This window comes from Leucobacter luti, assembly GCF_004217175.1.
GTDB classification, from domain to species: Bacteria; Actinomycetota; Actinomycetes; order Actinomycetales; family Microbacteriaceae; genus Leucobacter; species Leucobacter luti.
This window is the reverse complement of sequence record NZ_SHKI01000007.1, coordinates 1-24,775: the sequence shown is the minus strand read 5'-3', so window position 1 is coordinate 24,775 and position 24,775 is coordinate 1. Positions and strand designations below refer to the sequence as shown.

The following is a 24,775-nucleotide window of genomic DNA, read 5'->3' as shown; positions in this document are numbered from 1 at the left end:
CACTCATGACCGCGATCCCCGACAAGCCGGCTCTCGAAGGCCTCGAAGCGAAGTGGGGAGCGGTCTGGGAGCAGAACGGCACCTACGCGTTCCCGCGCGAGGGTGCGACGGCGGCCGAGGTCTACAGCATCGATACCCCGCCGCCGACCGCATCGGGCTCGCTGCACGTGGGGCACGTGTTCTCGTACACGCACACTGACACCGTCGCGCGCTACCAGCGCATGCAGGGCAAGCGGGTGTTCTACCCGATGGGCTGGGACGACAACGGTCTGCCCACCGAGCGCCGCGTGCAGAACTACTACGGAGTGCGCTGCGATCCGTCGCTCCCCTACGTCGAGGGCTTCGTGCCGCCGCACGAGGGCGGCGACGGCAAGAGCATCAAGGCCGCGGACCAGCAGCCGATCTCCCGCCGCAACTTCATCGAACTGTGCGAGCGCCTCACCGTGGAGGACGAGAAGCAGTTTGAGGATCTGTGGCGCACCCTCGGCCTCTCGGTCGACTGGAACCAGAGCTACCGCACCATCGGTGCCGAGTCGCTGCGCGCATCGCAGCTCGCGTTCATCCGCAACGTTGAGCGCGGCGAGGCGTACCAGGCGCAGGCTCCAACGCTCTGGGACGTGACGTTCCGCACGGCGGTGGCGCAGGCCGAGCTCGAGGATCGGGATCAGCCGAGCGCGTACCACACGCTCTCGTTCCACCGCGCCGACGGCGGCGGCGACATCCTCATCGACACGACGCGACCCGAGCTGCTCGCCGCCTGCGTGGCCCTCGTCGCGCACCCGGACGACGAGCGGTACCAGCCCCTCTTCGGCTCCACCGTGCGCACCCCGATCTTCGACGTCGAGGTGCCGATCGTGGCCCACCACCTCGCGAAGCAGGACAAGGGCACCGGCATCGCGATGATCTGTACGTTCGGTGACGTCACCGACGTGGTGTGGTGGCGCGAGCTCGATCTCCCGAACCGCGCGATCCTCGGCTTCGACGGCCGCGTGTTGCGCGAGGCCCCCGAGGCCATCACCTCGGAGGCGGGCAAGGAGGCGTACGCGCAGATCGCCGGCAAGACCGTGTTCAGCGCCAAGCAGACCATGGTCGAGCTGCTGCAGGCCTCGGGCGAGCTGACGGGCGAGATCCGCAAGATCACTCACCCGGTCAAGTTCTTCGAGAAGGGCGATAAGCCCCTCGAGATCGTCTCGACGCGCCAGTGGTACATCGTCAACGGGGCTCGGGACGAGGCGCTTCGCGAGCGCCTGCTCGCCCACGGTCGCGAGCTCGGGTGGCACCCCGACTTCATGCGCGTGCGCTACGAGAACTGGGTCGAGGGCCTCACGGGCGACTGGCTCATCTCGCGGCAGCGTTTCTTCGGCGTGCCGCTTCCCGTCTGGTACCCGCTCGACTCCGAGGGCAACCCGGTCTTCGACGCGCCGATCCTGCCCGCGGCGGATCAGCTCCCGGTTGACCCGTCGAGCGACGTGCCCGCCGGCTACACCGCCGAGCAGCGCGGCGTCGCTGGCGGCTTCCAGGGCGAGGTCGACGTGATGGACACCTGGGCTACCTCGTCACTCACCCCGCAGCTCGCCGGCGGCTGGGAGCGCGATCCCGAGCTGTTCGACCTGGTCTACCCGTTCAGCCTGCGCCCGCAGGGGCAGGACATCATCCGTACCTGGCTGTTCTCCACGGTGCTGCGCTCCGAGCTCGAGTGTGGCCAGCTGCCCTGGAAGAACGCGGGGATCTCGGGCTGGATTCTGGATCCGGACCGCAAGAAGATGTCGAAGTCGAAGGGCAACGTGGTGACGCCGGCGGGAATGCTGGAGCAGCACGGCTCGGACGCGGTCCGCTACTGGGCCGCTTCGGCGAAGCTCGGCACCGATGCGTCGTTCGACCCGCAGAACCCGACCCAGATCAAGATCGGGCGCCGCCTGGCGATCAAGCTCCTCAACGCGGCCAAGTTCACGCTCGGCTTCGATGCGAGCGGGGTGGGTACCGTGACCGAGGCGCTCGATCGGGGCATGCTCGCCGGACTGGCGCGCGTGGTGGACGATGCGACCAAGGCGTTTGAGGCGTACGATCACGCGCGAGCCCTTGAGGTGACCGAGTCGTACTTCTGGACGTTCTGCGACGACTACCTTGAGCTGGTCAAGGAGCGCGCGCACGGCGCCGCGGGCGACGACGGCACCGGGCAGCCGCGCGCCTCCGCCGTGACGGCCCTGCGCGCAGCGCTGTCGGTGTTCGTGCGCCTGCTCGCACCCTTCCTGCCGTACGCGACCGAGGAAGTGTGGTCGTGGTTTGGCGAGGGCTCGGTGCACCAGGCCGCGTGGCCGGTTGCGGCCGAGACTCGCGAACTCGCGGGCGCCGACGCCGACGCTGAGCTGCTCGGGCTCGTTGGCAGCGCTCTGGTGGGGATCCGCGGGGCGAAGACCGACGCGAAGGCATCGCAGAAGACGCCTGTCACACTGGCCGTCGTGCACGCACCTGCCGCGGACCGAGACCGCCTCCAGCTCGCGGCGGGAGACCTCGCCGCGGTGGGGCGCATCTCCGAGCTGCGCGTCGAGGCAGCGGAGGTTGACGCGGTGACCGTCGCAGAGATCCAGCTCGAGCAGGCGGAGGCCTAAGCATGCAGCTGGGGGCACGCTGGCGCGTCGGCGAGACGCCGCACCGCGGCGTGCCCCCGGAGCTGCACGCGGCGATCGCCGAGGCGGAGGCCGCACACCCCGGGGCGGCGTCCTGGACGCTGACCTGGCTTGAGGGGCGGCCGCGGTGCGCGCTCGACGACGTGCTGATCGTGGGGCTCGATGCCGCCGGCGGCGTCACCGTGCGGCGCGCCGGGAGCGCCTCGGCAGCCGCTCCCGACGCGTCCGGGACCGATCGCGTCGGACTCGCCGACGATGACGATGACGATGACGATGACGACTGGCTGAGCTGAGGGAGACGGGTATGGCGAACATCACGGGACTGCGCAGGCTCGCGCTCACCGCCGGGTCGATCCTCATCGGAGCGACCCTGGTGGGCACGCTCACTGCGTGCGCCCCCGAACCCGGCGCGAGTGTCGGCACCGAGGCACCCACCGCGTCTGGCCATGGGCCCGAGGAGAAGCCGGAGGGCGGTTCCGGCGAGAGCTGGACCGAGCAGGACTCCCCCGACGATTTCGCCAAGGAATCCGAGCTCCCCGCGTCCTTCCCGAAGGATCAGTTTGTGTTCCCCGAGAGCGCAGTGATCGACGACACCGGTGCGCGGTCTGATACCGAGTGGTTCATCGTGTTCCGCGCCGCTGACCAGGCCTCCGCCGACGTGCTCTGGGAGAGCATCGTCTCTGCGAGCGGCTTTGCACGCAGCGATGAGGTCACGGAACCGGACGGCGGCGGCCGCTCAGCCGAACTCAGGAGCCAGACGCTTGCGGTGTCGGCCCTCACGATTCCGCAGCCGGACGGCACGATTCTGCTGAGCTACGACGTCACCGCTGCATAGAACGCTGCGGAGCGCGTTCTGCGATCCGGGCCACGTCCTCGTCACTGATATCCGCGTACCCCACCTGCACGGTCTGCACCGGTGAGGTTGCAGTGGAGCCGTCCTGCTGCGCGTAGTCAAACGCGATGGTGCGGACGTACATGTCGAAATCGGGTGCGCAGTCGAGCTTGAGCTCGACTTCTCGCACCGCTCCGACGTCGAGGATAAACCCGACCGGCGTTACAGCCGAGACTCCGGCGTCGGTTCGAAGCGTGACATCCGAGAGCGGCGCCGCGCTCGTATTCTCGATGTCGCCAACGATGCTGGAGCACTCAGTCATGAGAGCGGGCCAGTCGCTGCTCGGCTCGATCCCGGTTCCCGTTGCCTCGCTCATGCGCCACTCCCCGATTGGGTAGTCAAACTCCGCTCCATCGACAAGGGTTAGCGTGACCGTGTCTGCAACGAGCGGCGTGCTGCCCGGCGTGACCTCGACCTGGAGATTCGCAATCGCGTGCCGTCCCCGCGTGTCCCCGCGTACGAGTGTGACGGTGCCGATCGCCGCCTCGGGGATCCCGGGGATGGATGCATCGACGAAGCGATCGAACAGCGTGCTCTCAGAATCGGCGACCAGCACGAGGTTCATGGTGAACGACTCGTCGGGGCTGACAAGCACTGTGGCGCTGGTGCTGGCAAACGCGAGAGCTGGGTCCGCGGTCGGCGCGGGCTGCGGGGCACAGCCGACCAACGCCGCTCCCCCGAGCGCGCCGCCAGCGAGACCGGCGCCGATTCTGGCGAGCACACGCCTGTGAGTCACCGGTCGGTCCCTGAGCGGAGGTGATCCGTGATCGGAGCGCAGCAAGCACCGCGCTCGATGGGCCCTCGTCCGCGCGTGCGAGCAGAAAGAATCCCCGCTCGCGCTGGCACGCGCTGCACCGCTACGCGCTTTCGCGGCCGCCCCGGGCCTGCAGCACGCGCGGGCCCGTCTCCCCCAGCACGGACTCGCGGGTGACGATCACCTTGGTGACCTCGTCGCTGGACGGCACCTCGAACATGACCGATCCGAGCACGCGCTCGAGAATAGAGCGCAGCCCGCGCGCACCGGTCTTGCGCTCGACCGCTTGCTCGGCGATCGCTTCGAGTGCGGCGTCCTCAAACTCCAGGCCCACGCCGTCGAGTTCGAACATGCGCTGGTACTGCTTCACGAGCGCGTTGCGCGGCTCGGTGAGGATGCGGGTGAGCGCTGACACGTCGAGCGGGTCGACGGTGGCGACGACGGGAAGCCGGCCAATGAACTCGGGGATCAGCCCGAACTTGTGGAGGTCTTCGGGCTCCACCTTGGCAAACAGATTCTCATCGTTGCGCTTGCTCGACACCGGAGCGCCAAAACCGATGCCGCCCTTGCCGAGGCGCGAACCGACGATCTCTTCAAGTCCGGCGAACGCGCCGGCCACAATGAAGAGCACGTTGGTGGTGTCGAGCTGCAGGAACTCCTGGTTCGGGTGCTTGCGGCCGCCCTGCGGCGGGATCGAGGCGACGGTGCCCTCAAGGATCTTGAGGAGCGCCTGCTGCACGCCCTCGCCCGAGACGTCGCGGGTAATCGACGGGTTCTCGGCTTTGCGCGAGATCTTGTCGATCTCGTCGATGTAGATGATGCCGGTCTCGGCGCGCTGCACGTCGAAGTCGGCAGCCTGGAGTAGCTTGAGCAGGATGTTCTCGACGTCCTCGCCCACGTAGCCGGCCTCGGTGAGCGCGGTGGCGTCGGCCACGGCGAACGGCACGCCCAGCTGGCGCGCAAGCGACTGCGCGAGGTAGGTCTTGCCGCACCCCGTTGGCCCGATCAGCAGGATGTTCGACTTCTCGATCTCGACCTGCTCGGAGGCGAGCTCGGCGCTCGTGAGCGTTGCGGCGGCGCGCACCCGCTTGTAGTGGTTGTACACGGCGACCGCAAGCGACTGCTTCGCGCGATCTTGACCGATCACGTACTCGTCAAGGAAGTCTGAGATCTCGCGCGGCTTGTGCAGCGTGAAATCGGATGCCTCGCTCGTCTGTGTCTCAGCGAGACGCTCCTCGATGATCTCGTTGCACAGTGCAACGCACTCATCGCAGATGTAGATCTGCGGTCCGGCAATAAGCTGCTGTACCTGCTTCTGCGATTTTCCGCAGAAGGAGCACTTGAGCAGCTCGCTGCTTTCGCCGATCTTCGCCATGCTGAGGCTCCTTCACACTCGGTCGGGGGAACTCTTTAGAGACTAGCGGCCACCCCCGACAATCGGCTGCGGCACGCCGCAGGCCCCGGGTGGGAACCCGGGGCCTGCGTGTCAGCTACGGAAGAACCGGCTGCGGGTTCTTGCGGCTGGTGAGCACCTGATCGACGAGGCCGTACTCGAACGCCTCCTGGGCGCTCAGGATCTTGTCGCGATCGATGTCCTTGTGGACCTGCTCAACGGAGCGGTTCGAGTGCTTCGAGAGCGTCTCCTCGAGCCACTCACGCATGCGCATGATCTCGGCCGCCTGGATCTCGATGTCCGACGCCTGGCCGTGGCCGGCCTGCCCGGTGGAGGGCTGGTGGATCAGCACGCGAGCGTTGGGGAGCGCGAGCCGCTTCCCGGGCGAGCCACCTGCGAGCAACACGGCCGCGGCGGATGCCGCCTGGCCGAGGCACACCGTCTGCACGTGCGGGCGGATGTACTGCATCGTGTCGTAGATCGCCGTCATGGCCGTGAACGAACCGCCGGGCGAGTTGATGTACATGGTGATGTCGCGCTCGGGATCCTGGCTCTCCAGGACGAGCAGCTGCGCCATCACGTCGTCGGCCGACGCGTCGTCAACCTGCACGCCGAGGAAGATGATGCGATCCTCGAAGAGCTTGGCGTAGGGGTCCTGGCGCTTGTAGCCGTAGGCGGTGCGCTCCTCGAACGAGGGGAGCACGTATCGCGATCCGGGCAGCTGCAGGTTCGAGCCGCCGGCCTGAGGCATGTGTGAGGTCATCATCGAGTTGGTTGCTTCCTGTCCCATGAGTTACCGCTTGGTCCCGCCGCCGCCGATAACGTCGGCTGCGGAGTCCCGGATGAAATCGACGAAGCCGTACTCGAGCGCTTCCTGAGCAGAGAACCAGCGGTCGCGGTCCCCGTCCTCGTTGATCTGCTCGACCGTCTTGCCGGTCTGTGCGGCGGTGATCTCGGCGAGACGGTTCTTCATCGAGGTGATGAGCTGCGCCTGCGTCTGGATGTCACTTGCCGTGCCGCCGAAGCCGCCGTGGGGCTGGTGCAGCAGCACGCGAGCGTTCGGCGTGATGTAGCGCTTACCCTTGGTGCCCGCGGTGAGCAGGAACTGGCCCATTGACGCGGCCATACCGATGCCCACGGTGACGATGTCGTTCGGAACGAAGGACATCGTGTCGTAGATCGCCATACCCGCGGTGATCGACCCGCCGGGCGAGTTGATGTACAGGTAGATGTCGGCCTCGGGGTCCTCGGCCGCGAGCAGCAGGATCTTTGCGCAGATCTCGTTTGCGTTGTCGTCGCGCACTTCGGATCCGAGCCAGATGATGCGGTCCTTCAGCAGGCGTTCGAACACACTGTTCGGTGGCGTCTGTTCTGCCATTCGGGGCTCCAATCGTTGTTTCTTGATTCGAGAGTATCGACTTGACGCGCGTCTCGCGCCGTTGTTCGCCGTCGGCGCATGTGCCGAGCGGGGGAAACGGAAGGAGCCCCCCACCCGTTCGGGTGAGGGGCTCCGACGCAATGCGGCGTGAAGGCTACTCTGCAGCCTCGGCTGCGGCCTTCTTCGCGGCGCGGGTTGCTGCGGCCTTCTTGGCAGCGGCGGAACGAGCCGCCTTCTTTGCTGCCTCGTCGTCCTCGGCGGCCGACTCCTCGGCGGCGGGCTTCTCAGCCTTCTTCGCCGCGGTCTTCTTGGCGGGAGCCTTCTTCGCGGGCTTCTCCTCGGCGGGCGCCTCGTCCGCGGCGTCAGCCTCGTCCTCGACGTCGACCGCGGTGAACTCGCTCAGGTCGACGGTGTTGCCGTCCTGATCGACGACGGTCGCCTTGGCGAGCGCCAGTGCGAGCGCCTTGTTGCGGGTGACCTCGCCCAGGATGACGCCCATCTGGTTGCCCTGGCTGATCGCCTGGAGGAACTCGGTGGGCTCCATGCCGTACTGCTGCGCGGACTGGAAGATGTACTGCGACAGCTCGTTCTGGGTCGGGGTGACTTCCTCGGCCTCAACGATTGCGTCGAGCAGCAGCTGCAGCTGGATCTGCTTCTCCGAGGAGACGCGAACCTCTGCGCGGTGCTCGTCGTCCTCGAGGCGCCCCTCGCCCTCAAGGTGACGGTGCACCTCCTCCTCGACGAGCTCCTCGGAGACCGGGATGCCGGCCTTCTCGATGAGCGTCTCGGTGAAGAGATCGCGAGCCTGCTGGCCCTGCGCGAAGACGCTGGCGCGGCCAACCTGCTCCTCGAGGCTCGCGCGGAGCTCGGCGATCGTGTCGAACTCGCTCGCGAGCTGCGCGAACTCGTCGTCGGCCTCGGGAAGCTCGCGCTCCTTGACCGCGGTGAGCGTCAGCGACACCTCGGCCTCGCGGCCCTCGTGCTCGCCGCCCAGCAGCTGCGAGGAGAAGGTGGTCGACTCGCCAGCGGTGAGCGTCTCAACTGCCTCGTCGGTGCCCTCGAGCAGGTTGCCCGCGCCGACCTCGTAGGAGACGCCCGAGGCCTGGTCGACCTCTTCGCCATCGACCTTTGCGACGAGATCAAGCTCGACGAAGTCGCCGGTCTTCGCGGGGCGATCCACCGTGACGAGGGTGCCGAAGCGCTCGCGGAGCTTGGTCAGCTCTGCCTCAACCGCGTCGGCGTCAACCTTGGCGTTGTCGACGGTCAGCTTGATGCCGTCGTACTTGGGCAGCTTGAACTCGGGGCGAACCTCGACCTCGAAGACCAGGCCGAGGGTGCTCTTCTCGTCCTTCGCGTCGGGCCAGGTGGCCACGTCGGCCGTGGGGCGACCCATCGGGCGCTCGTTCGACTCGGCGAGTGCGGCCTGGTAGAAGTCGTCGAGCGAGGCGTTCACGGCCTCCTGGATGACGGCTTCGCGACCGACGCGCTGGTCGATGATCGGCGCGGGAACCTTGCCCTTGCGGAACCCGGGGATCGAAACCTGCTCGGCAATCGTCTTGTACGCCTGCTTCAGGTACGGCTCCAGCTCGTCGAGCGTGACGTCCACGCTCAGCTTGACGCGGGTCGGAGTGAGCTTCTCAGCTGTCGTCTTCGGCAATTTGGCCTCTCAATGATCGGAAATCTTGCTGCATATCAGCCTGTACGGATCTGGTGATCCTCGTCGGGGCGACAGGATTCGAACCTGCGACCTCCCGCTCCCAAAGCGGGCGCTCTAGCCAAGCTGAGCTACGCCCCGAAAACCCAGAGGTTTTACAGACGAAACACGCGGTCACGCGCGCAACCTGAGCAAGTCTAGCTGAAACAGTCCGGATCAGTGCACAGCCGCGCCTCCGGCGTTGCGCTCGGCGTTGCGCGCGGAGGCACACCCGGAGTCGCACCTGGCCCGCCGCGCGCCGCACAGCCCGCCGCGCTGCGGCGCACGCTCGTCGCGCCGCGGACAGTGCGCGCCCCGCGCCGAGTGTCGCCACACCTCCCCGTGCTCGCTCGCGAAGGGGGTGTTTGGCGACACTCGGCGAGGCGCTCGGTGCGGGGTGGGGCGCGCGGGGCCGCGTGCCCCACACGCAACAGATCCCCCGGCCGAGGCCGAGGGATCTGCAGTGGAGGGGATGACGGGAATCGAACCCGCGTAATCAGTTTGGAAGACTGAGGCTCTACCATTGAGCTACATCCCCGCAGCGCTTGAAAGCGCCTCCCCGATCATAGTGCATCTGGATCGGCGGCAGCGATCTGGGCTTCTGCGCCGCGTGTCGCGGCGCGATGATCCGCCGTGTAGCCGAGGTAGTTCTCGGCGTTCTCGCGCACCGACACGCGCTCCTCGGGGCGCAGCTCACGAATGACGCGCCCCGGCACTCCCGCGACGAGCGAGTGGGGCGGGATCGTGACGCCCTGCGGCACGAGCGCCCCGGCCGCGACGAGCGTGCCGGTGCCGACGATCGCGCCGCTGAGCACCGTGGCGCCCATGCCAATCAGGCAGCCGTCTTCGATGGTGGCGCCGTGCACCACGGCGTTGTGGCCGACGGACACGTCGGCCCCGATGATCGCGGCGTCACCGCGCTGGGTGTGCACCACGACCCCGTCCTGGAGGTTGCTGCGCGGCCCGATCGCCACGATGTCTGAATCGCCGCGCACGACGGCGTTGTACCAGACGCTCACGTCGGCGGCGATGGTGACGGCGCCGACCACCACTGATCCGGGCGCGAGCCACGCGGACGAGGCGATCTGCGGGGTGTGCTCCGGGTCAAGTGCGATGACGGTTCCGTGAGACATGAGCAACTCCCTCGTGAAATGCGAACAGCCCCTACCTAATGGTAAGGGCTGTGATCGCTCCCCCGGCTGGGTTCGAACCAGCGACATCCTGATTAACAGTCAAGCGCTCTGCCAGCTGAGCTACAGGGGATCATTGCGTTGCAACCTGAATATCGTACCAAGCCGAGAGAAGCGGTTGCAAATCGGTCTGGGTAGTCCGGGCGCGCCGCCCGGTTACTCCTCGGCGATCTCGTCGTAGGCGGTGGCCCGGAGCGCCTGCGCGAGTCGCTGCACGTAGCCGTGATCCGCGTGCCGGAAGATCTCGTTGATCTCACCGTGGCCCACGAGTCGCCCCTCCTGCATGACGAGGACGTCGCGCACGAGCGCCTCAAGCATGCCGATGTCGTGGCTGATGAGCAGCATGGTCGCGTTGGTGCGGGCGCGGTACCAGCGCAGCAGCTCGACGATCCGGGGCCGGTTGTTCGCGTCGACCCCGAGGGTCGGCTCGTCCGCGATGAGGAGGGCTGGGTCGAGCATGAGGGAACGCATCACGGCGACGCGCTGCCGCTGCCCCTTCGAGAGCTCGTAGGGGTACTCCTGCAGCTTTGCGAGCGGGAGCGCGACGATGTCCATCATCTCGGCGATGCGCTCCCCGAGCTCCTCGCGGTCAAAGTTCTTGCTCCGCTCCGCGATCGGCTCGAAGAGGATGTCGCCCACGTTGAGTTCGGGGGTGAGGGTGGCGCCGGCGTCCTGCGCGAGGTGCCCCACGTACGCGGTGAGCCGGGTGCGGGTTCGGCCGCTGAGCCTGCGCATGGGCACGTCGAACACGCTTGCCGCCCCGCCGGTGAGCTTGATCCGCGCGGCCTTCTCCCCCGCGTCGGCGGCCCGTCCCGCGAGGAAGCGCGCGAGCGTTGACTTACCGGAGCCGCTCTCGCCCAGCAGCGCCACGACGTCCCCCCGCGGCACATCAAAGCTGACCCCCTCGACGGCAGCGAACTCTCTCCCGCCGGCGTGCGCCGGGTACGACAGTGAGAGGTCGGAGACGCGGATGGTGGGTTCCGCGGCCAGGTCGGGGTGGGCCATACGACGTGCTCCTTGGGGTGCAAGTGTGGGGATTCTGCGGTGTGTGGGTCAGCCTAGGGCATTCGGGCGCGCCGATTCCCGGTGGCCCGCCGCGCGACCGAATCTTCGCGGGTCATTCTTCGCGGAGCCCACGACGGGCTGCTTCGAGCGCGACCAGTTGCTCCTGCAGGCGACGTGAGCTCGCGTCTGAGGAATCGCCGATTCGCTGCATGCGCGCCAGAAGCTCCTGCTTGAGTCCAACGAGGTCGCGGTCGAGAAGCGACACGATCACGTCCTTGGCGTAGGCGCCAAGGTGCTCCGCGCGCCGCTCGGGCATGGGGACCACGGCGAGCTCGCGGACGAGCCCGCGGTGCGACTCAGGGGTGGCTGCCACCACCTGGTCGAGCCAGGCGGGCGTGCCGATCGCCGGGAGCGCCGCCGCGATGGCGTCGCGCACGGCGCGCAGATTTGGCTCGTTCACCTGCGCGGTCACCGCCTGCTGCATGAGGTCGATCCCCACCGAGTCGCCAAGCTGCAGCATCGCCATGAGGGCGTCGCGCTCGAGGCGGGTGGTGGGGGTATTGCGCAGCATCGACAACCGCACGGTGGGCTGCGCGGGCGCGGGGGCGTGACCACCCTGACGCTGCGGCTCGGGCGGCTCGGGGCGCGCGGCCTGCGGCGTGCGCTCGGCGGTGCGCACCGCGTGCTGCACCTCGCCAAGCTCGACGCCGAGCATGCGCGCGAGCTCCCGGGCGTACCCGGGGCGCAGCGACGGGTCCTTGATCTCGGCGACGATCGGGGCGGCAGCGCGCAGCGCGTTCACGCGGCCCTCGACCGAGTTGAGGTCGAAGCGCGAGACGGCCTGGCGCAGCGCGAACTCGAACAGCGGCTGTTTGCGGGTGAAGAGCTCTCGGACCGCCTCGTCGCCCCGGTGCAGTCGCAGGTCGCAGGGGTCGAATCCCTCGGGCGCGACGGCCACGTAGGTCTGCGCGGTGAAGCGCTTCTCCTCGCTGAACGCGCGCAGGGCCGCCTTCTGGCCGGCCTCGTCGGGGTCGAAGGTGAAGATCACCTCGGCGGCCGAGTCGTCGCCCATGATCCGGCGCAGGATCGAGATGTGGTCCTTGCCGAACGCAGTGCCACAGGTGGCCACGGCGGTGTCGATCCCGGCCAGGTGGCAGGCCATCACATCGGTGTAGCCCTCCACGATCACCGCGCGTTTGCCGCGCGAGATCGCGCGCTTCGCCTGGTCGAGCCCGTACAGCACCTGCGACTTGTGGTAAACGGGCGACTCGGGAGTGTTGAGGTACTTCGGGCCGTTGTCGTCGTCGTAGAGCTTGCGCGCGCCAAATCCGAGCGTCTGCCCGCTCGTGTCCCGGATGGGCCAGACTACGCGGCCGCGGAACCGGTCGTAGACGCCGCGCTGCCCCTCGGAGACGAGCCCAGCCTGCGCGAGCTCTGCGGGGGTGTATCCCTGCGCCTTGAGGTGGTCGGTGAGGCTGTTCCAGCCGCGCGGGGCGTAGCCCACCCCAAACAGCTCGGCCGCGGCGGGGTCGAAGCCGCGCTGTTCGAGGAACGCGCGGCCCGCCGCGCCCTCCTCGCTTGCGAGCTGTGCGACGTAGAACGCGGCGGCCGCCTGGTTCGCGGCGAGCAGTCGCGCGCGATTGGGGCCTTCCTCGCGGGCGTAGCCGCCCTCCTCGTACGTGAGGGTGTAGTGAATGCGGGCGGCGAGGCGCTCGACCGACTCGGCGAACGTGAGGTGGTCCATGCGCTGCAGGAACGTGAACGCGTCGCCCGACTCGCCGCAGCCGAAGCAGTGGTAGTAGCCGAGCGCGGGGCGCACGTGGAAGCTGGGGCTGCGTTCGTCGTGGAAGGGGCACAGGCCCTTCATCGAGTCGATCCCCGCGTTCTTCAGGGTGACGTAGTCGCCGACGAGATCACCGAGGTTCGTGCGTCGCTTCACTTCCTCAACGTCGCTCGCGCGGATCCGGCCTGCCATAGCTGCCAGCTTAGCGCCGCTCGCTCGGCCCCCGCCGAGTGCGGCGGCCGAGCGAGCCGAGCTTAGACGAGCGGAACCTCACAGAACTGCTTGTGCCAGGCGATCGCAGACTGGTCCGTGAGCGAGGCGACCTGGTCAACCACCGCGCGGCGCGCCCCGGCATCGTCGGATGCTGCGCGGAAGTCGGCGGCGAAGGCCGGTTCAAGCCCGGACTCCCCCGCGGCCCAGAGCGCGTCGAGCAGCTCGGTCAGCAGCTCCCGCTGCCGCCGGTAGGTTGGCTGGCGCCGCCCGCTGGCCATCACGAAAGCGGCAACGATGCCCTTGAGCACTGCAATCTCGGCGTGGATGTCGTCGGGCACCACGATGCCGGAGCCGTAGCGGGCGAGCGGGGCCCCGTCGGCCGCCTCGAGCGTGGCCGCCACGGAGGAGCGTGCGAACCGACCGATCATGTCGCTCGTAAAGTTCTTGAGCTGCGCCTGGTGCGCGCGCGAGCCGTCCCACCTGGTGAGCCAGGTCTCCGTCTCGGAGATCCGGTCGTACGCAGCGCCGAGCTGATCGCTGGTGAACGAGCCGCCGGCCCACTCGGAGACGGCGCGGATCAATGAGTCGTGGCCGGAGCGCGCCGTGAGGATCTCGGGGTCGATGTACTCGCTCACCACTGCGTCCTCGAAATCGTGCACCGAGTAGGCGATGTCGTCGGACAGATCCATCGCTTGCGCTTCGGCGCACTTCACGCGCTCGGCCGCGCCGGCGCGCAACCACGCGAACACCGGCTCATCGTCGGCGAAATACCCGAACTTCATGCTGCCGGGCGCCGCCTCCGGGAGGCTCCAGGGGTACTTGCAGCTCGCGTCAAGTGTGGCGCGCGTGAGGTTGAGGCCGATGCTCTCGCCGTCCGGGCCGAAGCGCTTGGGTTCGAGCCGCGTGAGTACGCGGAGCGTCTGCGCGTTGCCCTCAAAGCCGCCGGCGTCCTTCGCCCACGTGTTGAGCGCCTTCTCGCCGTTGTGTCCGAAGGGCGGGTGCCCCAGGTCGTGCGCCAGGCATGCGGTGTCGACCACGTCCTGGGCGAGGCCCAGCGACACCGCGAGCTCGCGCCCGATCTGCGCGACCTCAAGCGAGTGCGTGAGGCGGTTGCGCGCGAAGTCGATGCCCGCGGTGGGGCTGAGCACTTGCGTCTTCGCCGCGAGCCGGCGCCAGCCGCTTGAGTGCAGCACGCGGGCCCGGTCGCGGGCGAAGTCGCTGCGCGCGCCGCCGTGCGTTTCGGGAACGAAACGCTCCGCATCGGCGGGGCCGTACCCGGGGGGCAGCCCCGGGTCAGCCACCCGAGTCATCCCGCTCGGCCTCGGCAAGATCCGCGTAGTTGATGCTGTCGCTCGTGCGGCTGGTGAGCCAGCCGTCGGGCAGGTGCACGCGCTTCGGTGAGCCGGCGCGACCGCGCTGGCCCTCGGCGCCCTCGCCCGGGTACGGCATGCTGCCGTCCATCGTGGCGAAGATCTCGTCCATCTGCTCGATGCTCTCGACCGCGGCGAGGGCGCGCCGGGTGTCGCCGCCCACGCCGTAGCCCTTGAAGTACCAGGCGACGTGCTTGCGAATATCGCGGCAGGCGCGATCCTCCTCGCCGTCGAAGAACTCGACGAGCAGTTCGGTGTGGCGCCGCATTGCGGCCATGACGAAGCCGAGCGGCGGGCGCGCGATAGCGGCCTCCGCCTCATCGCGCGACAGCTCCCCCGCCTCGGCGCGGAACGCCGCAGCGAGGTCGCCGAACAGCCAGGGCCGGCCGAGGCAGCCGCGGCCCACCACGACACCGTCGCAGCCCGTCTCACGCACCATGCGAATCGCGTCGTCCGCGGACCAGATGTCGCCGTTGCCGAGAATCGGCACGCTCGTGATGGTTTCCTTGAGTGTCGCGATCGCCGACCAGTCAGCCTCGCCCGAGTAGAACTCGTTTGCGGTGCGGCCGTGGAGCGCGATCGCGGCGACCCCCGCGTCCTCGGCGGCGCGCGCGGCGTCGAGGTAGGTGAGGTGATCCTGATCGATGCCCTTGCGCATCTTGATCGTGAGCGGGATATCCCCCGCCGCGCGAACCGCGCCGGTGACGATCGCGTTGAACAGGTCGCTCTTCCACGGCAGCGCCGAGCCGCCGCCCTTGCGGGTGACCTTGGGCACCGGGCAGCCGAAGTTGAGGTCGATGTGGTCGGCGAGATCCTGGTCGACCAGGAAGCGCACGGCCTCGGCCACCGTCTTCGGATCGACGCCGTAGAGCTGGATTGACCGCGGCGTCTCGCTCTCGTGGTGCTTAATGAGGCGCAGCGAGGCGGGCGTGCGCTCCACGAGCGCGCGGCTGGTGATCATTTCGCTCACGTAGAGGCCGGCGCCGTACTCGCGGCACAACCGCCGGAACGCGGTGTTGGTGATGCCCGCCATGGGCGCGAGCACGACCGGCACGTCGAGCTCGAGCGGCCCGATCTTGAGCCGAGGATCGCGGAGAGTCTGGGTAGTCATATCCCAGCCATTCTCTCACGGCCCGGTGACTACTCTGCGGCACCGCCGGTCGGCGCGTCCGGAGTATCGGTCGCGCCGCCGAAGCGTCGATCCCGATCGTGATAGATAATGATCGCGCGCCACAGCTCGCGGCGGCTGAAGTCGGGCCAGAGGGTGTCGAGGAACACCATCTCGGCGTAGGCCGACTGCCACAGCATGAAGTTGCTGGTGCGCTGTTCGCCTGAGCTGCGCAGAAAGAGGTCGACGTCTGGCAGCTCCGGCACGTAGAGGTGCCGCTCGAGCGTCCGCTCGGTGATCCCGCCGGGTGTGAGGCGCCCGGACTCGACGTCGGCGGCGATGGCGCGCACCGCGTCGACGAGCTCGTTGCGGCCACCGTAGTTGACGCACATCGTGAGGGTGAGCCCGGTGTTGTTCGCGGTGACGCGCTCGGAGGCGCGCAGCTCGTTGATCACGGAGCCCCACAGCCGCGGTTTGCGCCCCGCCCAGCGCATCCGCACGTTCCAGGAGTGCAACTGCGCGCGCCGCCGGCGCAGCACGTCGCGGTTAAACCCCATGAGGAACCGCACCTCGTCGGGTGAACGCCGCCAGTTCTCGGTGGAGAACGCGTACACGCTGAGGTGGGTGACCCCGGCCTGGATGGCGCCGGCGACCACATCGAGGAGCACCTGCTCCCCCATCCGGTGGCCCTCCACACGCGGGAGCCCGCGGTGGTTTGCCCAGCGCCCATTGCCGTCCATCACGATCGCCACGTGCTTCGGAGCCGGGCCCCGGAAGCGCGGCGGCTGCTCGCCGGTCCAGTCAATCGGTACGAGGGCTTCTGGGGCAGAACGCATGGATCGATTCTAGAGCCGCGGCGTGCTGAACGAGCGCAGGCCACGCTCGAGGTGCCACTGGGTGTAGGCGGCGGTGATCCCGGCGGCCTGGCCGCGCTCGCGCTCGGAGGCCGCGAGCGCGGTATCCCAATCGCCGGCGAGCAGCGCTTGCAACAGGGTGATCGCGCCGGCGTCGAGGCGGGGTGAGCCGGGCGGGCGACAGTCTGCGCAGACCACGCCACCGAGCTGCACCGCCACTGCCGTGTGCGGGCCGGCCGCGCCGCAGCGCACACAGTCGCCGAAGCCCGGCGTCCACCCGGCGTGCGACATCGCGCGCAGCAGGTAACCGTCACGCACGAGCTCGGCGGGGATCTTCGCCGCGGCGAGGGTGCGCAGCGCCCCCACGAGCAGCGTGTAGAGCGCCGGTGTCGGATCGCCCTCGGCGAGGCGCTCCGCGGTCTCCACCATCGCGCTGCCCGCGCGATACCGCTCGTAGTCGGCGCTGATCGCGGGGCCGTACGCGCCGAGGGTCTCGGCCTGGGTGACGGTGTCAAGGGTGCGCCCCTCGAAGCACTGCAGGTCCGCGACCATGAACGGTTCGAGCCGGGCGCCAAACTTCGAGGATGTGCGGCGTACACCCTTCGCGACCGCGCGCAGCAGCCCGCGTCCGCGCGTCAGAAACGTCACGATGCGGTCAGCCTCGCCGAGCTTGTGCGTGCGGAGCACCACGCCTTGTTCGCGATAAAGGGGCACTCCCCCATTATCTCCCACCCTGATGGGGAAGAATGGAGAGGTGCTCGCCGGAACATTTCAGACTCCACTGCCCATCGACCTCATTGCGGTCGGCGTCGGCAGCCTGCAGGGCGCCATGTTCGCGGCCGGCTTCAAACGCATCGACCTCCTGGGCGTCGCGATCATCGGGATCGCGTCGGGCATCGGCGGTGGCTTCCTCCGGGACATCCTGCTCGGGGTGACGCCGGCGGCGTTCTCGGAGAACCTCTACCTCGTCGTGGCGACGGGCGCGGCCTTTATCGGGATGCTGCTGTCGCGACTGCTCCAGAAAGTCGATCCGGTGATTACGGTGCTCGACGCGCTGAGCATCGGCATGTTCGGCGCGATCGGCACCACGAAGGCCCTCTCGATGGGGATGCCCGTGGTCCCCGCGCTGTTCATCGGCACCGTCTCCGCGGTCGGCGGCGGCGTGCTCCGCGACGTGATGCTCAACATTCCGATCGCGCTCATGCACGTCGGCTCCCTCTACGCCGTCGCGAGCCTCGTGGGGGTCTCCGCGCTCGTCGCACTGCTCGCCCTCGGCGTGCCGGTGGTCGTCGCGAGCGTGGTGTGCGTGGTGGTCACCGCCGTGCTGCGCTTGCTCGCGGTGCGCTTCGGCTGGAGTCTGCCCGAGCAGCGCGCGCTCAGCCGGATCAGGCTGCGGCGGCAGCGGCAGGTGGAGCAGGTCATCGAAGAAGCCCTGCACACCGGCGCGATTACGCTGCCGATCGACCTGTCGACGCTCGCGGACCTCGGCGAGGACGAGGACCCGGACCCCGAGCCCGGCAGCGCGGGTGGCGCAAGCAGCGCGGGCGGTGCAGGCAGTACGAACAGTACAGGGGCAGCGCCGCGCTCAACGCCCGGCGCCACCCCGGACGTGCGCCCCGATCCGCTGTGGGACATGCGGCCAGGACCGAACGAGGATCCGCGCCCGCTGCGGGATCGCACGGGAGACTCCCCGGAGCACTAGCCGCGCGGCCCGCTGCGTCTCCGGCCCACCTTTGCCTCGGCCTCGCGCCAGGCCCGCTGCGCGGGCGTCTCCCCCGCCCCCGGCGCGGCCCCGGCACGCTGCCGGTCGAGCGCCCCGCCCCGCCCCAGGTGCCAGGCGTGCGTGATCGCGAGCGCGAGCGCATCGGCGGCGTCTGCGGGCTTCGGCGGCGCCGCGAGCTTGAGGAGGCGGGTCACCATGGTGGTGACCTGCGCCTTGTCGGCAGAGCCGTAGCCGGTGACCTGCGACTTCACCTCGTTCGGCGTGTACAGCGCCACCGGGATTCCCCGCTCCTCGGCGAGGTACATCACCACGCCGCTGATCTGGGCCACGCCCATCACGCTCGCAAGGTTGTCCTGCGCGAACACGCGCTCAAGCGCGATGCCATCGGGGCGCTCGCCGTCGAGGAGGCGCTGAATGCTCGATCCCAGCTGGTGCAGGCGCGCGGGCAGCGGCGCCGTGGCCGGACTCGTGAGGACCTCGACGTGTTGGAAGTCGACCCGGCGCCCGGCACCCGCCGTGACAATCCCAATGCCACAGCGGGTGAGCCCCGGGTCGATGCCGATAATGCGCATGCGTCGGCCGTGCGCCGCGAGTGCGGAGCGGCTACTCGTCGTCCGCGAGCTCGGCCTGCACCTCTGGGGTGAGGTCGAAGTTCGAGAACACGTTCTGCACGTCGTCGCTGTCCTCGAGCGCGTCGATCAGGCGGAACACGGTGCGTGCCGTGTCAGCGTCGATTTCAACCTTGAGGTTCGGGACAAACTCGGCGTCGGCGGAGTCGTAGTCGATCCCCGCGTCGACGAGGGCGGTGCGCGCGGCAACCAGGTCGGACGGATCGGTGAGAACCTCGAACGCCTCGCCGTTGGGGGTCGGATTGACCTCCTCCGCTCCGGCCTCAAGCACCGCGACGAGCACGTCGTCCTCGGTGGTCCCGGCCGCCGGAACGGTGATGACGCCCTTGCGGGCGAAGTTGTACGCGACGCTGCCCGGGTCGGCGAGCGTGCCGCCGTTGCGGTTCAGCGCGGTGCGCACCTCAGCCGCGGCGCGGTTCTTGTTGTCGGTGAGGCACTCGATCATGAGGGCGACGCCGTTGGGGCCGTAGCCCTCGTACATGATGGTCGTGTACTCGACCGCCTCGCCGTCGAGGCCGGCTCCGCGCTTGATCGCGCGATCGATGTTGTCGCCGGGAACCGAGTTCTTCTTCGCCTTCTGAACGGCGTCGACGAGCGTCGGGTTTCCCGACATATCGGCGCCACCGATGCGGGCGGCCACCTCAATGTTCTTGATGTACTTCGCGAAGGCCTTCGCGCGACGCGAATCGATGATGGCCTTCTTGTGCTTCGTGGTTGCCCACTTGGAATGTCCGGACACTTCGGAATCCTCACTCTCGGGGGAAGTCTATGATTCAGGGTACTCGCGGCGTGCGCCGCGATGCGACCGGGTCAGCGCGCGTCTGCGCTAGGGCTGATCCGGCGCGGCGGCCGGGTCGGGAGGATCCGCCCACGCCGTCGCCAGCTTTTCCCTGACCTCTCCGAGGAGCTGCGGCAGCGCCTTTGTCTTCGCGATGATCGGGAAGAAGTTCGCGTCGGACGCCCACCGCGGCACGATGTGCTGGTGGAGGTGCGCGGCGATCCCGGCCCCGGCGATCTCGCCCTGGTTCATGCCGAGGTTGAAGCCGTCGCAGCCCATCACCTCGCGGGCAACGCGCATTGCGCGCTGCGTGAGTGCGCCGATCTCGGCCACCTCCGCGGGTGTGGCCTCGTCGTAGCCGCCGATGTGCCGGTACGGGCACACGAGCATGTGCCCGGTGTTGTACGGGAACAGATTGAGGATCACGTACGCCGACTCACCGCGAGCAACGATCAGCGCGTCCTCATCGGTCTTCGAGGGCGCCTCGCAGAACGGGCAGTCCCGGTGATCCGGCTGGTGGTGATCCTTCACGTACACCATGCGGTGGGGCACCCACAGCCGAGCGATCTCGTCCGGGGTGCCCACCGCCGCGGTGGAACCGAGGTCTTCTACGCGGTCCACGCCGTCGATACCTGTTCATGCGACTCGATCGAGCCCACGATCCGCTCGATCGCCTCGGCGACCGGGACGCCGTTGAGCTGCGTGCCGTCGCGGAATCGGAACGAGACCGCGCCGGCCTCGCGATCGTCTTCGCCCGCAATGAGCTGGAACGGGATCTTCGACTTCGTGTGGGTGCGAATCTTCTTGGGCATGCGGTCGTCGCTGTGATCGACCTCTGCGCGCACGCCGCGGGCCCGCAGCTGAGCGATCACACCGTCGAGGTACTCGCCGTACTGCTCCGCCACGGGAATGCCCACCACCTGGGTCGGCGAGAGCCACACGGGGAACGCCCCCGCGTAGTGCTCGAGCAGGATCGCGAAGAACCGCTCAACCGAGCCGAGCAGTGCGCGGTGGATCATGACCGGCTGCTTGCGCGTGCCGTCGGCGGCCGCGTACTCGAGTTCGAACAGCGCGGGCTGGTTGAAATCGAGCTGCACCGTCGAGAGCTGCCAGGTGCGGCCGATCGCGTCGCGCGCCTGCACCGAGATCTTGGGACCGTAGAACGCGGCACCGCCCGGATCCGCCACGAGCTCAAGGCCGGACTCCTCGCCGACCTCGCGCAGCGTCTGCTCCGCGTCGGCCCACTGCTCTTCCGTGCCGACCGACTTCTCGGGATCCCGCGTCGACAGCTCAAGGTAGAAGTCGTTGAGGCCGTACGCGCGCAGCGTCTCGAAGACGAATTCAAGCTGGGTCTTGATCTCGCCCTTGACCTGCTCGTCCGTCACGTAGATGTGGGCGTCGTCCTGGGTGAGACCGCGCACGCGCGTGAGGCCGGACAGCGTGCCCGACTTCTCGTAGCGGTACACCGTGCCGAACTCGGCCAGGCGCAGCGGCAGCTCGCGGTAGCTGCGCGCGCGCGCCCGGAAGATGAGGTTGTGGAACGGGCAGTTCATCGGCTTCAGGTAGTAGTCCTGGCCCTGCTTCGTCACGTTGCCGTCGGCGTCGGTCACCTCGTCGAGGTGCATGGCCGGGAACATCCCGTCCTTGTACCAGTTGAGGTGCTGGCTGGTCTCGAAGAGCGAGCCCTTCGTGATGTGCGGGCTGTTGACGACCTCGTAGCCGTTCTTCAGCAGCTCCGTGCGCATGAAGTTCTCGATCTCGTGGCGGATGATTCCGCCCTTCGGATGGAACACCGCGAGGCCCGAGCCGATTTCGTCGGGGAAGCTGAACAGGTCGAGCTCAACACCGAGCTTGCGGTGGTCGCGCTTCGCGGCCTCCTCGAGGCGGGTCTGGTAGGCGCGCAGCTCGTCCTTCGTGGGCCAGGCGGTGCCGTAGATGCGCTGCAGCATCGGGTTCGCCTCGCTGCCGCGCCAGTACGCGCCGGCGCTGCGCATCAGGGCCCAGCCGTTGCCGATCACGCGGGTGCTCGGGACGTGCGGCCCGCGGCACAGATCCTTCCAGCAGACCTCACCGGTCTTCGGATCGACGTTGTCGTAGATGGTGAGCTCGGCGCCGCCGACCTCAACGTTCTCGTTGTCGCCGCCCTCTGCTGCGCCCCCCTTGAGGCCGATCAGCTCAAGCTTGTAGGGCTCGTTCGCGAGTTCGGCGCGCGCCTCGTCCTCGGTCACGACGCGGCGCACGAAGCGCTGCCCCTGCTTCACGATCTTCTGCATCTCGGACGAGATCGCCTTGAGGTCCTCGGGCGTGAACGGCTCGGCGGGATCGAAATCGTAGTAGAACCCGTCCGTGATGGGGGGCCCGATCCCGAGCGTGGTCTCGGGGTTGATGCGCTGCACGGCCTGCGCGAGCACGTGTGCCGCCGAGTGGCGGAGAATGTTCAGCCCGTCCTCCGACTCAACGGAAACGGGCTCCACGGTGTCCGTGTCAGTAACTTCCGTCGCCAGGTCGCGAAGCTCGCCATTCAGGCGCATCGCGACGATTGAGCGATCAGTAAACAGGGCGAAGCCATCGGCCACGTGGGCACACTCCTTCGGAACGAAAGTACGGACCGCACAATTCTATCGTTTGCGGGCGGTTCAGAAAATGCGCGAGCGCCCAGCGCGTGGCCGGGCGCTCGCGTGGTGCCGCAATCTCGCGAGCCTAGGCGGCCGAATTCGCCGCGGACTCGGCCTCGTAGGTCACCCACGTGGTGCGTGTCGCCAGCGAGTTATAGAGCGCCTGCGCCTGGTGGTTATCCTCAGCGGTCACCCACTGCACAAATGTTCCGCCCTCGGCCGCGGCGATCTCCCGCAGCCGCGTGATGAGCGCGCGGCCGATCCCCCGGCCGCGGGCGGCGGGATCGGTGAACAGGTCGTCGAGGAACCTGGCGGTGGCCCCGAGTGACGGGGCTACGACGGGTCGGTGGTGCGCGAAGCCAAGAATTTCGCCGTCGAGCTCGGCGACGAGCGCGTTGGAGCTGTGGGAGGGGTCCATGAACCAGCCCCACGCCCGCGAGACGATCTCCTCGGACTCGGGGAGCAGGTAGAACGCGCGATAGTCGCGAAACAGCTGGCGCCAGCGCCCCTCGTCGGCGGGTGCGAGCGGGCGGATCAGTGGGGTGATGAGTGTCATACGTGGTTCCTCGTTCGGGTGAAGTTGTGTGGGTCTGTGGTGCGGCGCCGGGGTGCCGCGGCACGGGCGTGCCGCGGGCGGCGCTGCCGGCGGCCCTCGCCCGTGCGAAAACAACTTGCGAGAAACGTGGATAACGTTATTGAATGCGTACATGATTCAGAATAACAGATCGACCGAGATCGCCGCGGTGCTGGCGGTTCGGCTCGACGCCATGCGGCCCGGCTCGCGACTTCCGGGCGTGCGCGAACTCGCGCTTGAGTTTCAGGCGAGTCCCGCGACGGTCTCCGCGGCCCTCGCCGAGCTGACCGCGCTCGGCCGCGTGCGCGCCGAACCGGGGCGGGGCACGTTCGTGCTCGGTGCCGCGGCAGACTCGGACCCGGACTTCGCGTGGCAGAGCCAGGCCCTGAGCGGCGCGCGCGTCGACGCGGATCGCGCCTCACGACTGGGCGGGCACGGTGCCCCGGATCAGCTCCCGCTCTCGTGGGGCTACCTCGCGCCCGAGCTGAGCCCCACCGCCGAGCTCGCCCGCATCGGCGCGCGCGCGGCCAAGCATCCGCGCTCGTGGGCCGTGCCGTCGCCCGGCGGCTCCCCGGAGCTGCGCCGCGTCCTGGCGGCGGACTACCGGGTCGACCCGACGGAGGTGCTCGTGGTTCCGGGCGGGCAGGCGGGCCTGGTCTACGCCATGCGCACGCTCGCCGATCCCGGAGACACGCTCATCATGGAGAGCCCCAGCTACCCCGGAGCGATCCTCGCCGCGCAGAGTGCGGGACTGAAGCTTGCGGCGGTGCCGGCCGACCGGGACGGCATTCTCGTGGATCGCCTCGCCGAGGAGCTCGCGCGCACGCGCGCACGCGTCATCTACCTCCAGCCGAGCTACGCGAATCCGACCGGTGTGGTGTTGAGCGCCGAGCGGCGCCAGCGGGTGATCGAGCTCGCCGTCGCGCACGGCGCCTTCATCATCGAAGACGACTGGGCGAGGCACCTCAACATCGACGGCGCGAGCCCAGCACCACTCTTCGCCACCGCCGCGGATGGGCACGTGGTGTCCGTGCTTACGCTCTCAAAGCCCGCGTCGCCAGGGCTGCGCATCGGCGCGGTGGTGGCCCGCGGGCCCGCCGGCGAACGGCTCCGAGCCGCCCGCGCGGCCGACGACCTCGGGGTCGCCCCGCTCACGCAGGAGATCGCCCTCGATCTACTCACCTCAAGCGCGTGGCCGCGACACCTGAAACGCCTGCGGCACGAGCTCGCCGCCCGGCGCGACGTGCTCACCGCCGCGATCCGGACCACCCTCCCCGACGTGCACGTCGCCAACGTGCCAAGCGGCGGGATCCACCTCTGGGCCCGACTGCCCCAGGGCGCCGATACGCGGGCGATCGCCCGCGCCGCGCACGAGGCGGGGGTGCTGGTGGGCGATGGCCGCCACTTCTACGTGGACGAACCGCCGGCCCCGCACCTGCGGTTCTCCTTCGGCGCGGCGTCGGAGGCGCAGATCACCGAGGGCGTGCGGCGGCTGGCGCGGGTCTTGGCGGGCAGGTAGCCGCACAGTTGGCGTCGAACTCGCGCAGGAGATCCGAACTCGCGCAGGATCCTTTCGTCACATTCGTCCGCCTGAGTTCGAATCTCCTGCGCGAATTCGGGTGCGCGTGCGGAGCGCTCCTGCAAGAATACGGAAGCATGAAGCGAATCGATGGACGCACGCTCGGCCGCTGGAGCCTCCGGCTCGACGCAATCTATTGCGCCCTCCTCGGCGCAGCGGTCGCGGTCGGCGCGGCTCCGCTCTCGACCGTGATCGCGCTCCCACACGCTGTTATCACGAGTGCGGGAATCGTCGTGGTGATCTGGTCCGGTCTGGTTCTCTGGATGCTCATGAAGCTCCGGATCCGGGCCGCCTTGCTCACCGTGCTCGGGGTCAACATCCTCGCGACCGCACTCGTTGCCGTGAGCGCTACGGCGGCCGGGACGTTCCTCGCCGCGATCGCTGTGCTCGCGATCGCCGTGGACATCGCCATCTTTGCGGCGAGTCAGGTCCTCGCGTTGCGGGCGCTCGCTCCCCGCCCGGCTGCGTAGCGACCACCCTAGAAACAGCTGAAGCCCCCGGCGCTGCCGGGGGCTTCTCTCTGTGGACGCAATGGAGCGTTGCGGGAACAGACGACCACGGGTTCAGAAGCTCGTTTCCGCATGGAATCAAGGCATCCGCACCGATTCCGAGAACGG

At 68.7% G+C, this 24,775-nt stretch carries 23 protein-coding genes and 3 tRNA genes; 6 read left to right on the top strand and 20 right to left on the bottom strand.

Annotation, left to right across the window (positions count from 1 at the left end):
• The first annotated feature begins 5 nt into the window (after positions 1-5).
• From valS to EV139_RS13470, 3 genes are read left to right on the top strand one after another with little or no spacing between them, the layout of a single operon-like run.
• A complete protein-coding gene (gene valS, locus EV139_RS13480; RefSeq protein WP_130454899.1) occupies positions 6-2,609 on the top strand; it encodes a valine--tRNA ligase in 2,604 nt (867 codons plus the stop codon).
• A gap of 2 nt (positions 2,610-2,611) precedes the next feature.
• Positions 2,612-2,920, top strand: a complete 309-nt coding sequence (locus EV139_RS16170) for a Fe-S oxidoreductase (RefSeq protein ID WP_237465446.1) — start codon at positions 2,612-2,614, stop codon at positions 2,918-2,920.
• 11 nt (positions 2,921-2,931) lie between these two features.
• The gene (locus EV139_RS13470; protein WP_130454897.1) at positions 2,932-3,462 is read left to right on the top strand and encodes a hypothetical protein; all 531 of its coding nucleotides are present in this window, start codon (positions 2,932-2,934) and stop codon (positions 3,460-3,462) included.
• On the opposite strand, the gene EV139_RS13465 is transcribed toward EV139_RS13470, so the two are convergent.
• From EV139_RS13465 to recO, 15 genes are all read right to left on the bottom strand, one after another.
• The gene (locus EV139_RS13465) at positions 3,449-4,255 is read right to left on the bottom strand and encodes a hypothetical protein (protein WP_130454895.1); all 807 of its coding nucleotides are present in this window, start codon (positions 4,253-4,255) and stop codon (positions 3,449-3,451) included. The genes EV139_RS13470 and EV139_RS13465 overlap by 14 nt on opposite strands.
• A 121-nt stretch (positions 4,256-4,376) precedes the next feature.
• On the bottom strand, positions 4,377-5,648 hold the full coding sequence (gene clpX / locus EV139_RS13460) for an ATP-dependent Clp protease ATP-binding subunit ClpX (RefSeq protein WP_130454893.1): 1,272 nt from the start codon (positions 5,646-5,648) through the stop codon (positions 4,377-4,379).
• Positions 5,649-5,763: 115 nt separating this feature from the next.
• Positions 5,764-6,432, bottom strand: a complete 669-nt coding sequence (locus tag EV139_RS13455; protein WP_130455422.1) for an ATP-dependent Clp protease proteolytic subunit — start codon at positions 6,430-6,432, stop codon at positions 5,764-5,766.
• Between the two features lie 27 nt (positions 6,433-6,459).
• On the bottom strand, positions 6,460-7,158 hold the full coding sequence (locus EV139_RS13450; RefSeq protein ID WP_130455419.1) for an ATP-dependent Clp protease proteolytic subunit: 699 nt from the start codon (positions 7,156-7,158) through the stop codon (positions 6,460-6,462).
• A gap of 40 nt (positions 7,159-7,198) precedes the next feature.
• Positions 7,199-8,701 carry a trigger factor gene (gene tig / locus EV139_RS13445; RefSeq protein WP_130454891.1) on the bottom strand — a complete coding sequence of 501 codons (1,503 nt, stop codon included), beginning with the start codon at positions 8,699-8,701 and terminating at the stop codon, positions 7,199-7,201.
• Between the two features lie 63 nt (positions 8,702-8,764).
• A tRNA-Pro gene (locus EV139_RS13440) sits at positions 8,765-8,839 on the bottom strand.
• Between the two features lie 362 nt (positions 8,840-9,201).
• Positions 9,202-9,275: transfer RNA gene (locus EV139_RS13435), tRNA-Gly, on the bottom strand.
• 25 nt (positions 9,276-9,300) lie between these two features.
• Positions 9,301-9,870, bottom strand: a complete 570-nt coding sequence (locus tag EV139_RS13430; protein WP_130454889.1) for a gamma carbonic anhydrase family protein — start codon at positions 9,868-9,870, stop codon at positions 9,301-9,303.
• A gap of 57 nt (positions 9,871-9,927) precedes the next feature.
• Positions 9,928-10,000, bottom strand: a tRNA-Asn gene (locus EV139_RS13425).
• An 83-nt stretch (positions 10,001-10,083) separates the two neighbouring features.
• Positions 10,084-10,932: an ATP-binding cassette domain-containing protein gene (locus EV139_RS13420; protein ID WP_130454887.1), complete on the bottom strand. Its 849-nt coding sequence runs from the start codon at positions 10,930-10,932 to the stop codon at positions 10,084-10,086.
• Between the two features lie 112 nt (positions 10,933-11,044).
• On the bottom strand, positions 11,045-12,907 hold the full coding sequence (gene dnaG / locus EV139_RS13415; protein WP_130454885.1) for a DNA primase: 1,863 nt from the start codon (positions 12,905-12,907) through the stop codon (positions 11,045-11,047).
• A 62-nt stretch (positions 12,908-12,969) separates the two neighbouring features.
• A complete protein-coding gene (locus tag EV139_RS13410) occupies positions 12,970-14,238 on the bottom strand; it encodes a deoxyguanosinetriphosphate triphosphohydrolase (RefSeq protein WP_130454883.1) in 1,269 nt (422 codons plus the stop codon).
• Positions 14,222-15,409, bottom strand: coding sequence for a tRNA dihydrouridine synthase DusB (gene dusB, locus EV139_RS13405; RefSeq protein ID WP_130454881.1), 1,188 nt, complete (start codon positions 15,407-15,409; stop codon positions 14,222-14,224). The genes EV139_RS13410 and dusB overlap by 17 nt, the downstream gene beginning before the upstream one ends.
• A 29-nt stretch (positions 15,410-15,438) precedes the next feature.
• Positions 15,439-16,242, bottom strand: coding sequence for an isoprenyl transferase (locus EV139_RS13400; protein WP_130454879.1), 804 nt, complete (start codon positions 16,240-16,242; stop codon positions 15,439-15,441).
• 9 nt (positions 16,243-16,251) lie between these two features.
• Positions 16,252-16,974 (bottom strand): DNA repair protein RecO, encoded by a 723-nt coding sequence (gene recO, locus EV139_RS13395; RefSeq protein WP_130454877.1) that lies wholly within the window; start codon positions 16,972-16,974, stop codon positions 16,252-16,254.
• Between the two features lie 22 nt (positions 16,975-16,996).
• Between recO and EV139_RS13390 the strand changes: the two genes are divergently transcribed.
• Positions 16,997-17,962 carry a trimeric intracellular cation channel family protein gene (locus tag EV139_RS13390; RefSeq protein WP_420029127.1) on the top strand — a complete coding sequence of 322 codons (966 nt, stop codon included), beginning with the start codon at positions 16,997-16,999 and terminating at the stop codon, positions 17,960-17,962.
• Here the strand turns inward: EV139_RS13390 and ruvC are convergent.
• From ruvC to EV139_RS13365, 5 genes are all read right to left on the bottom strand, one after another.
• A complete protein-coding gene (ruvC, locus tag EV139_RS13385; protein WP_130454875.1) occupies positions 17,959-18,555 on the bottom strand; it encodes a crossover junction endodeoxyribonuclease RuvC in 597 nt (198 codons plus the stop codon). The two genes, EV139_RS13390 and ruvC, sit on opposite strands and share 4 nt — an antisense overlap.
• A gap of 31 nt (positions 18,556-18,586) precedes the next feature.
• A complete protein-coding gene (locus EV139_RS13380) occupies positions 18,587-19,351 on the bottom strand; it encodes a YebC/PmpR family DNA-binding transcriptional regulator (protein ID WP_130454873.1) in 765 nt (254 codons plus the stop codon).
• Positions 19,352-19,438: 87 nt separating this feature from the next.
• Positions 19,439-20,011, bottom strand: a complete 573-nt coding sequence (locus EV139_RS13375) for an HIT family protein (RefSeq protein ID WP_198677582.1) — start codon at positions 20,009-20,011, stop codon at positions 19,439-19,441.
• Positions 19,999-21,966 carry a threonine--tRNA ligase gene (gene thrS, locus EV139_RS13370; RefSeq protein WP_130454871.1) on the bottom strand — a complete coding sequence of 656 codons (1,968 nt, stop codon included), beginning with the start codon at positions 21,964-21,966 and terminating at the stop codon, positions 19,999-20,001. The genes EV139_RS13375 and thrS overlap by 13 nt, the downstream gene beginning before the upstream one ends.
• 124 nt (positions 21,967-22,090) lie before the next feature.
• Positions 22,091-22,561: a GNAT family N-acetyltransferase gene (locus tag EV139_RS13365; protein ID WP_130454869.1), complete on the bottom strand. Its 471-nt coding sequence runs from the start codon at positions 22,559-22,561 to the stop codon at positions 22,091-22,093.
• Positions 22,562-22,712: 151 nt separating this feature from the next.
• On the opposite strand from EV139_RS13365, the gene EV139_RS13360 reads away from it, so the two are divergent.
• A complete protein-coding gene (locus tag EV139_RS13360; protein ID WP_198677581.1) occupies positions 22,713-24,098 on the top strand; it encodes an aminotransferase-like domain-containing protein in 1,386 nt (461 codons plus the stop codon).
• Between the two features lie 137 nt (positions 24,099-24,235).
• Positions 24,236-24,628 (top strand): hypothetical protein, encoded by a 393-nt coding sequence (locus tag EV139_RS13355; RefSeq protein WP_130454867.1) that lies wholly within the window; start codon positions 24,236-24,238, stop codon positions 24,626-24,628.
• Positions 24,629-24,775: the final 147 nt, after the last annotated feature.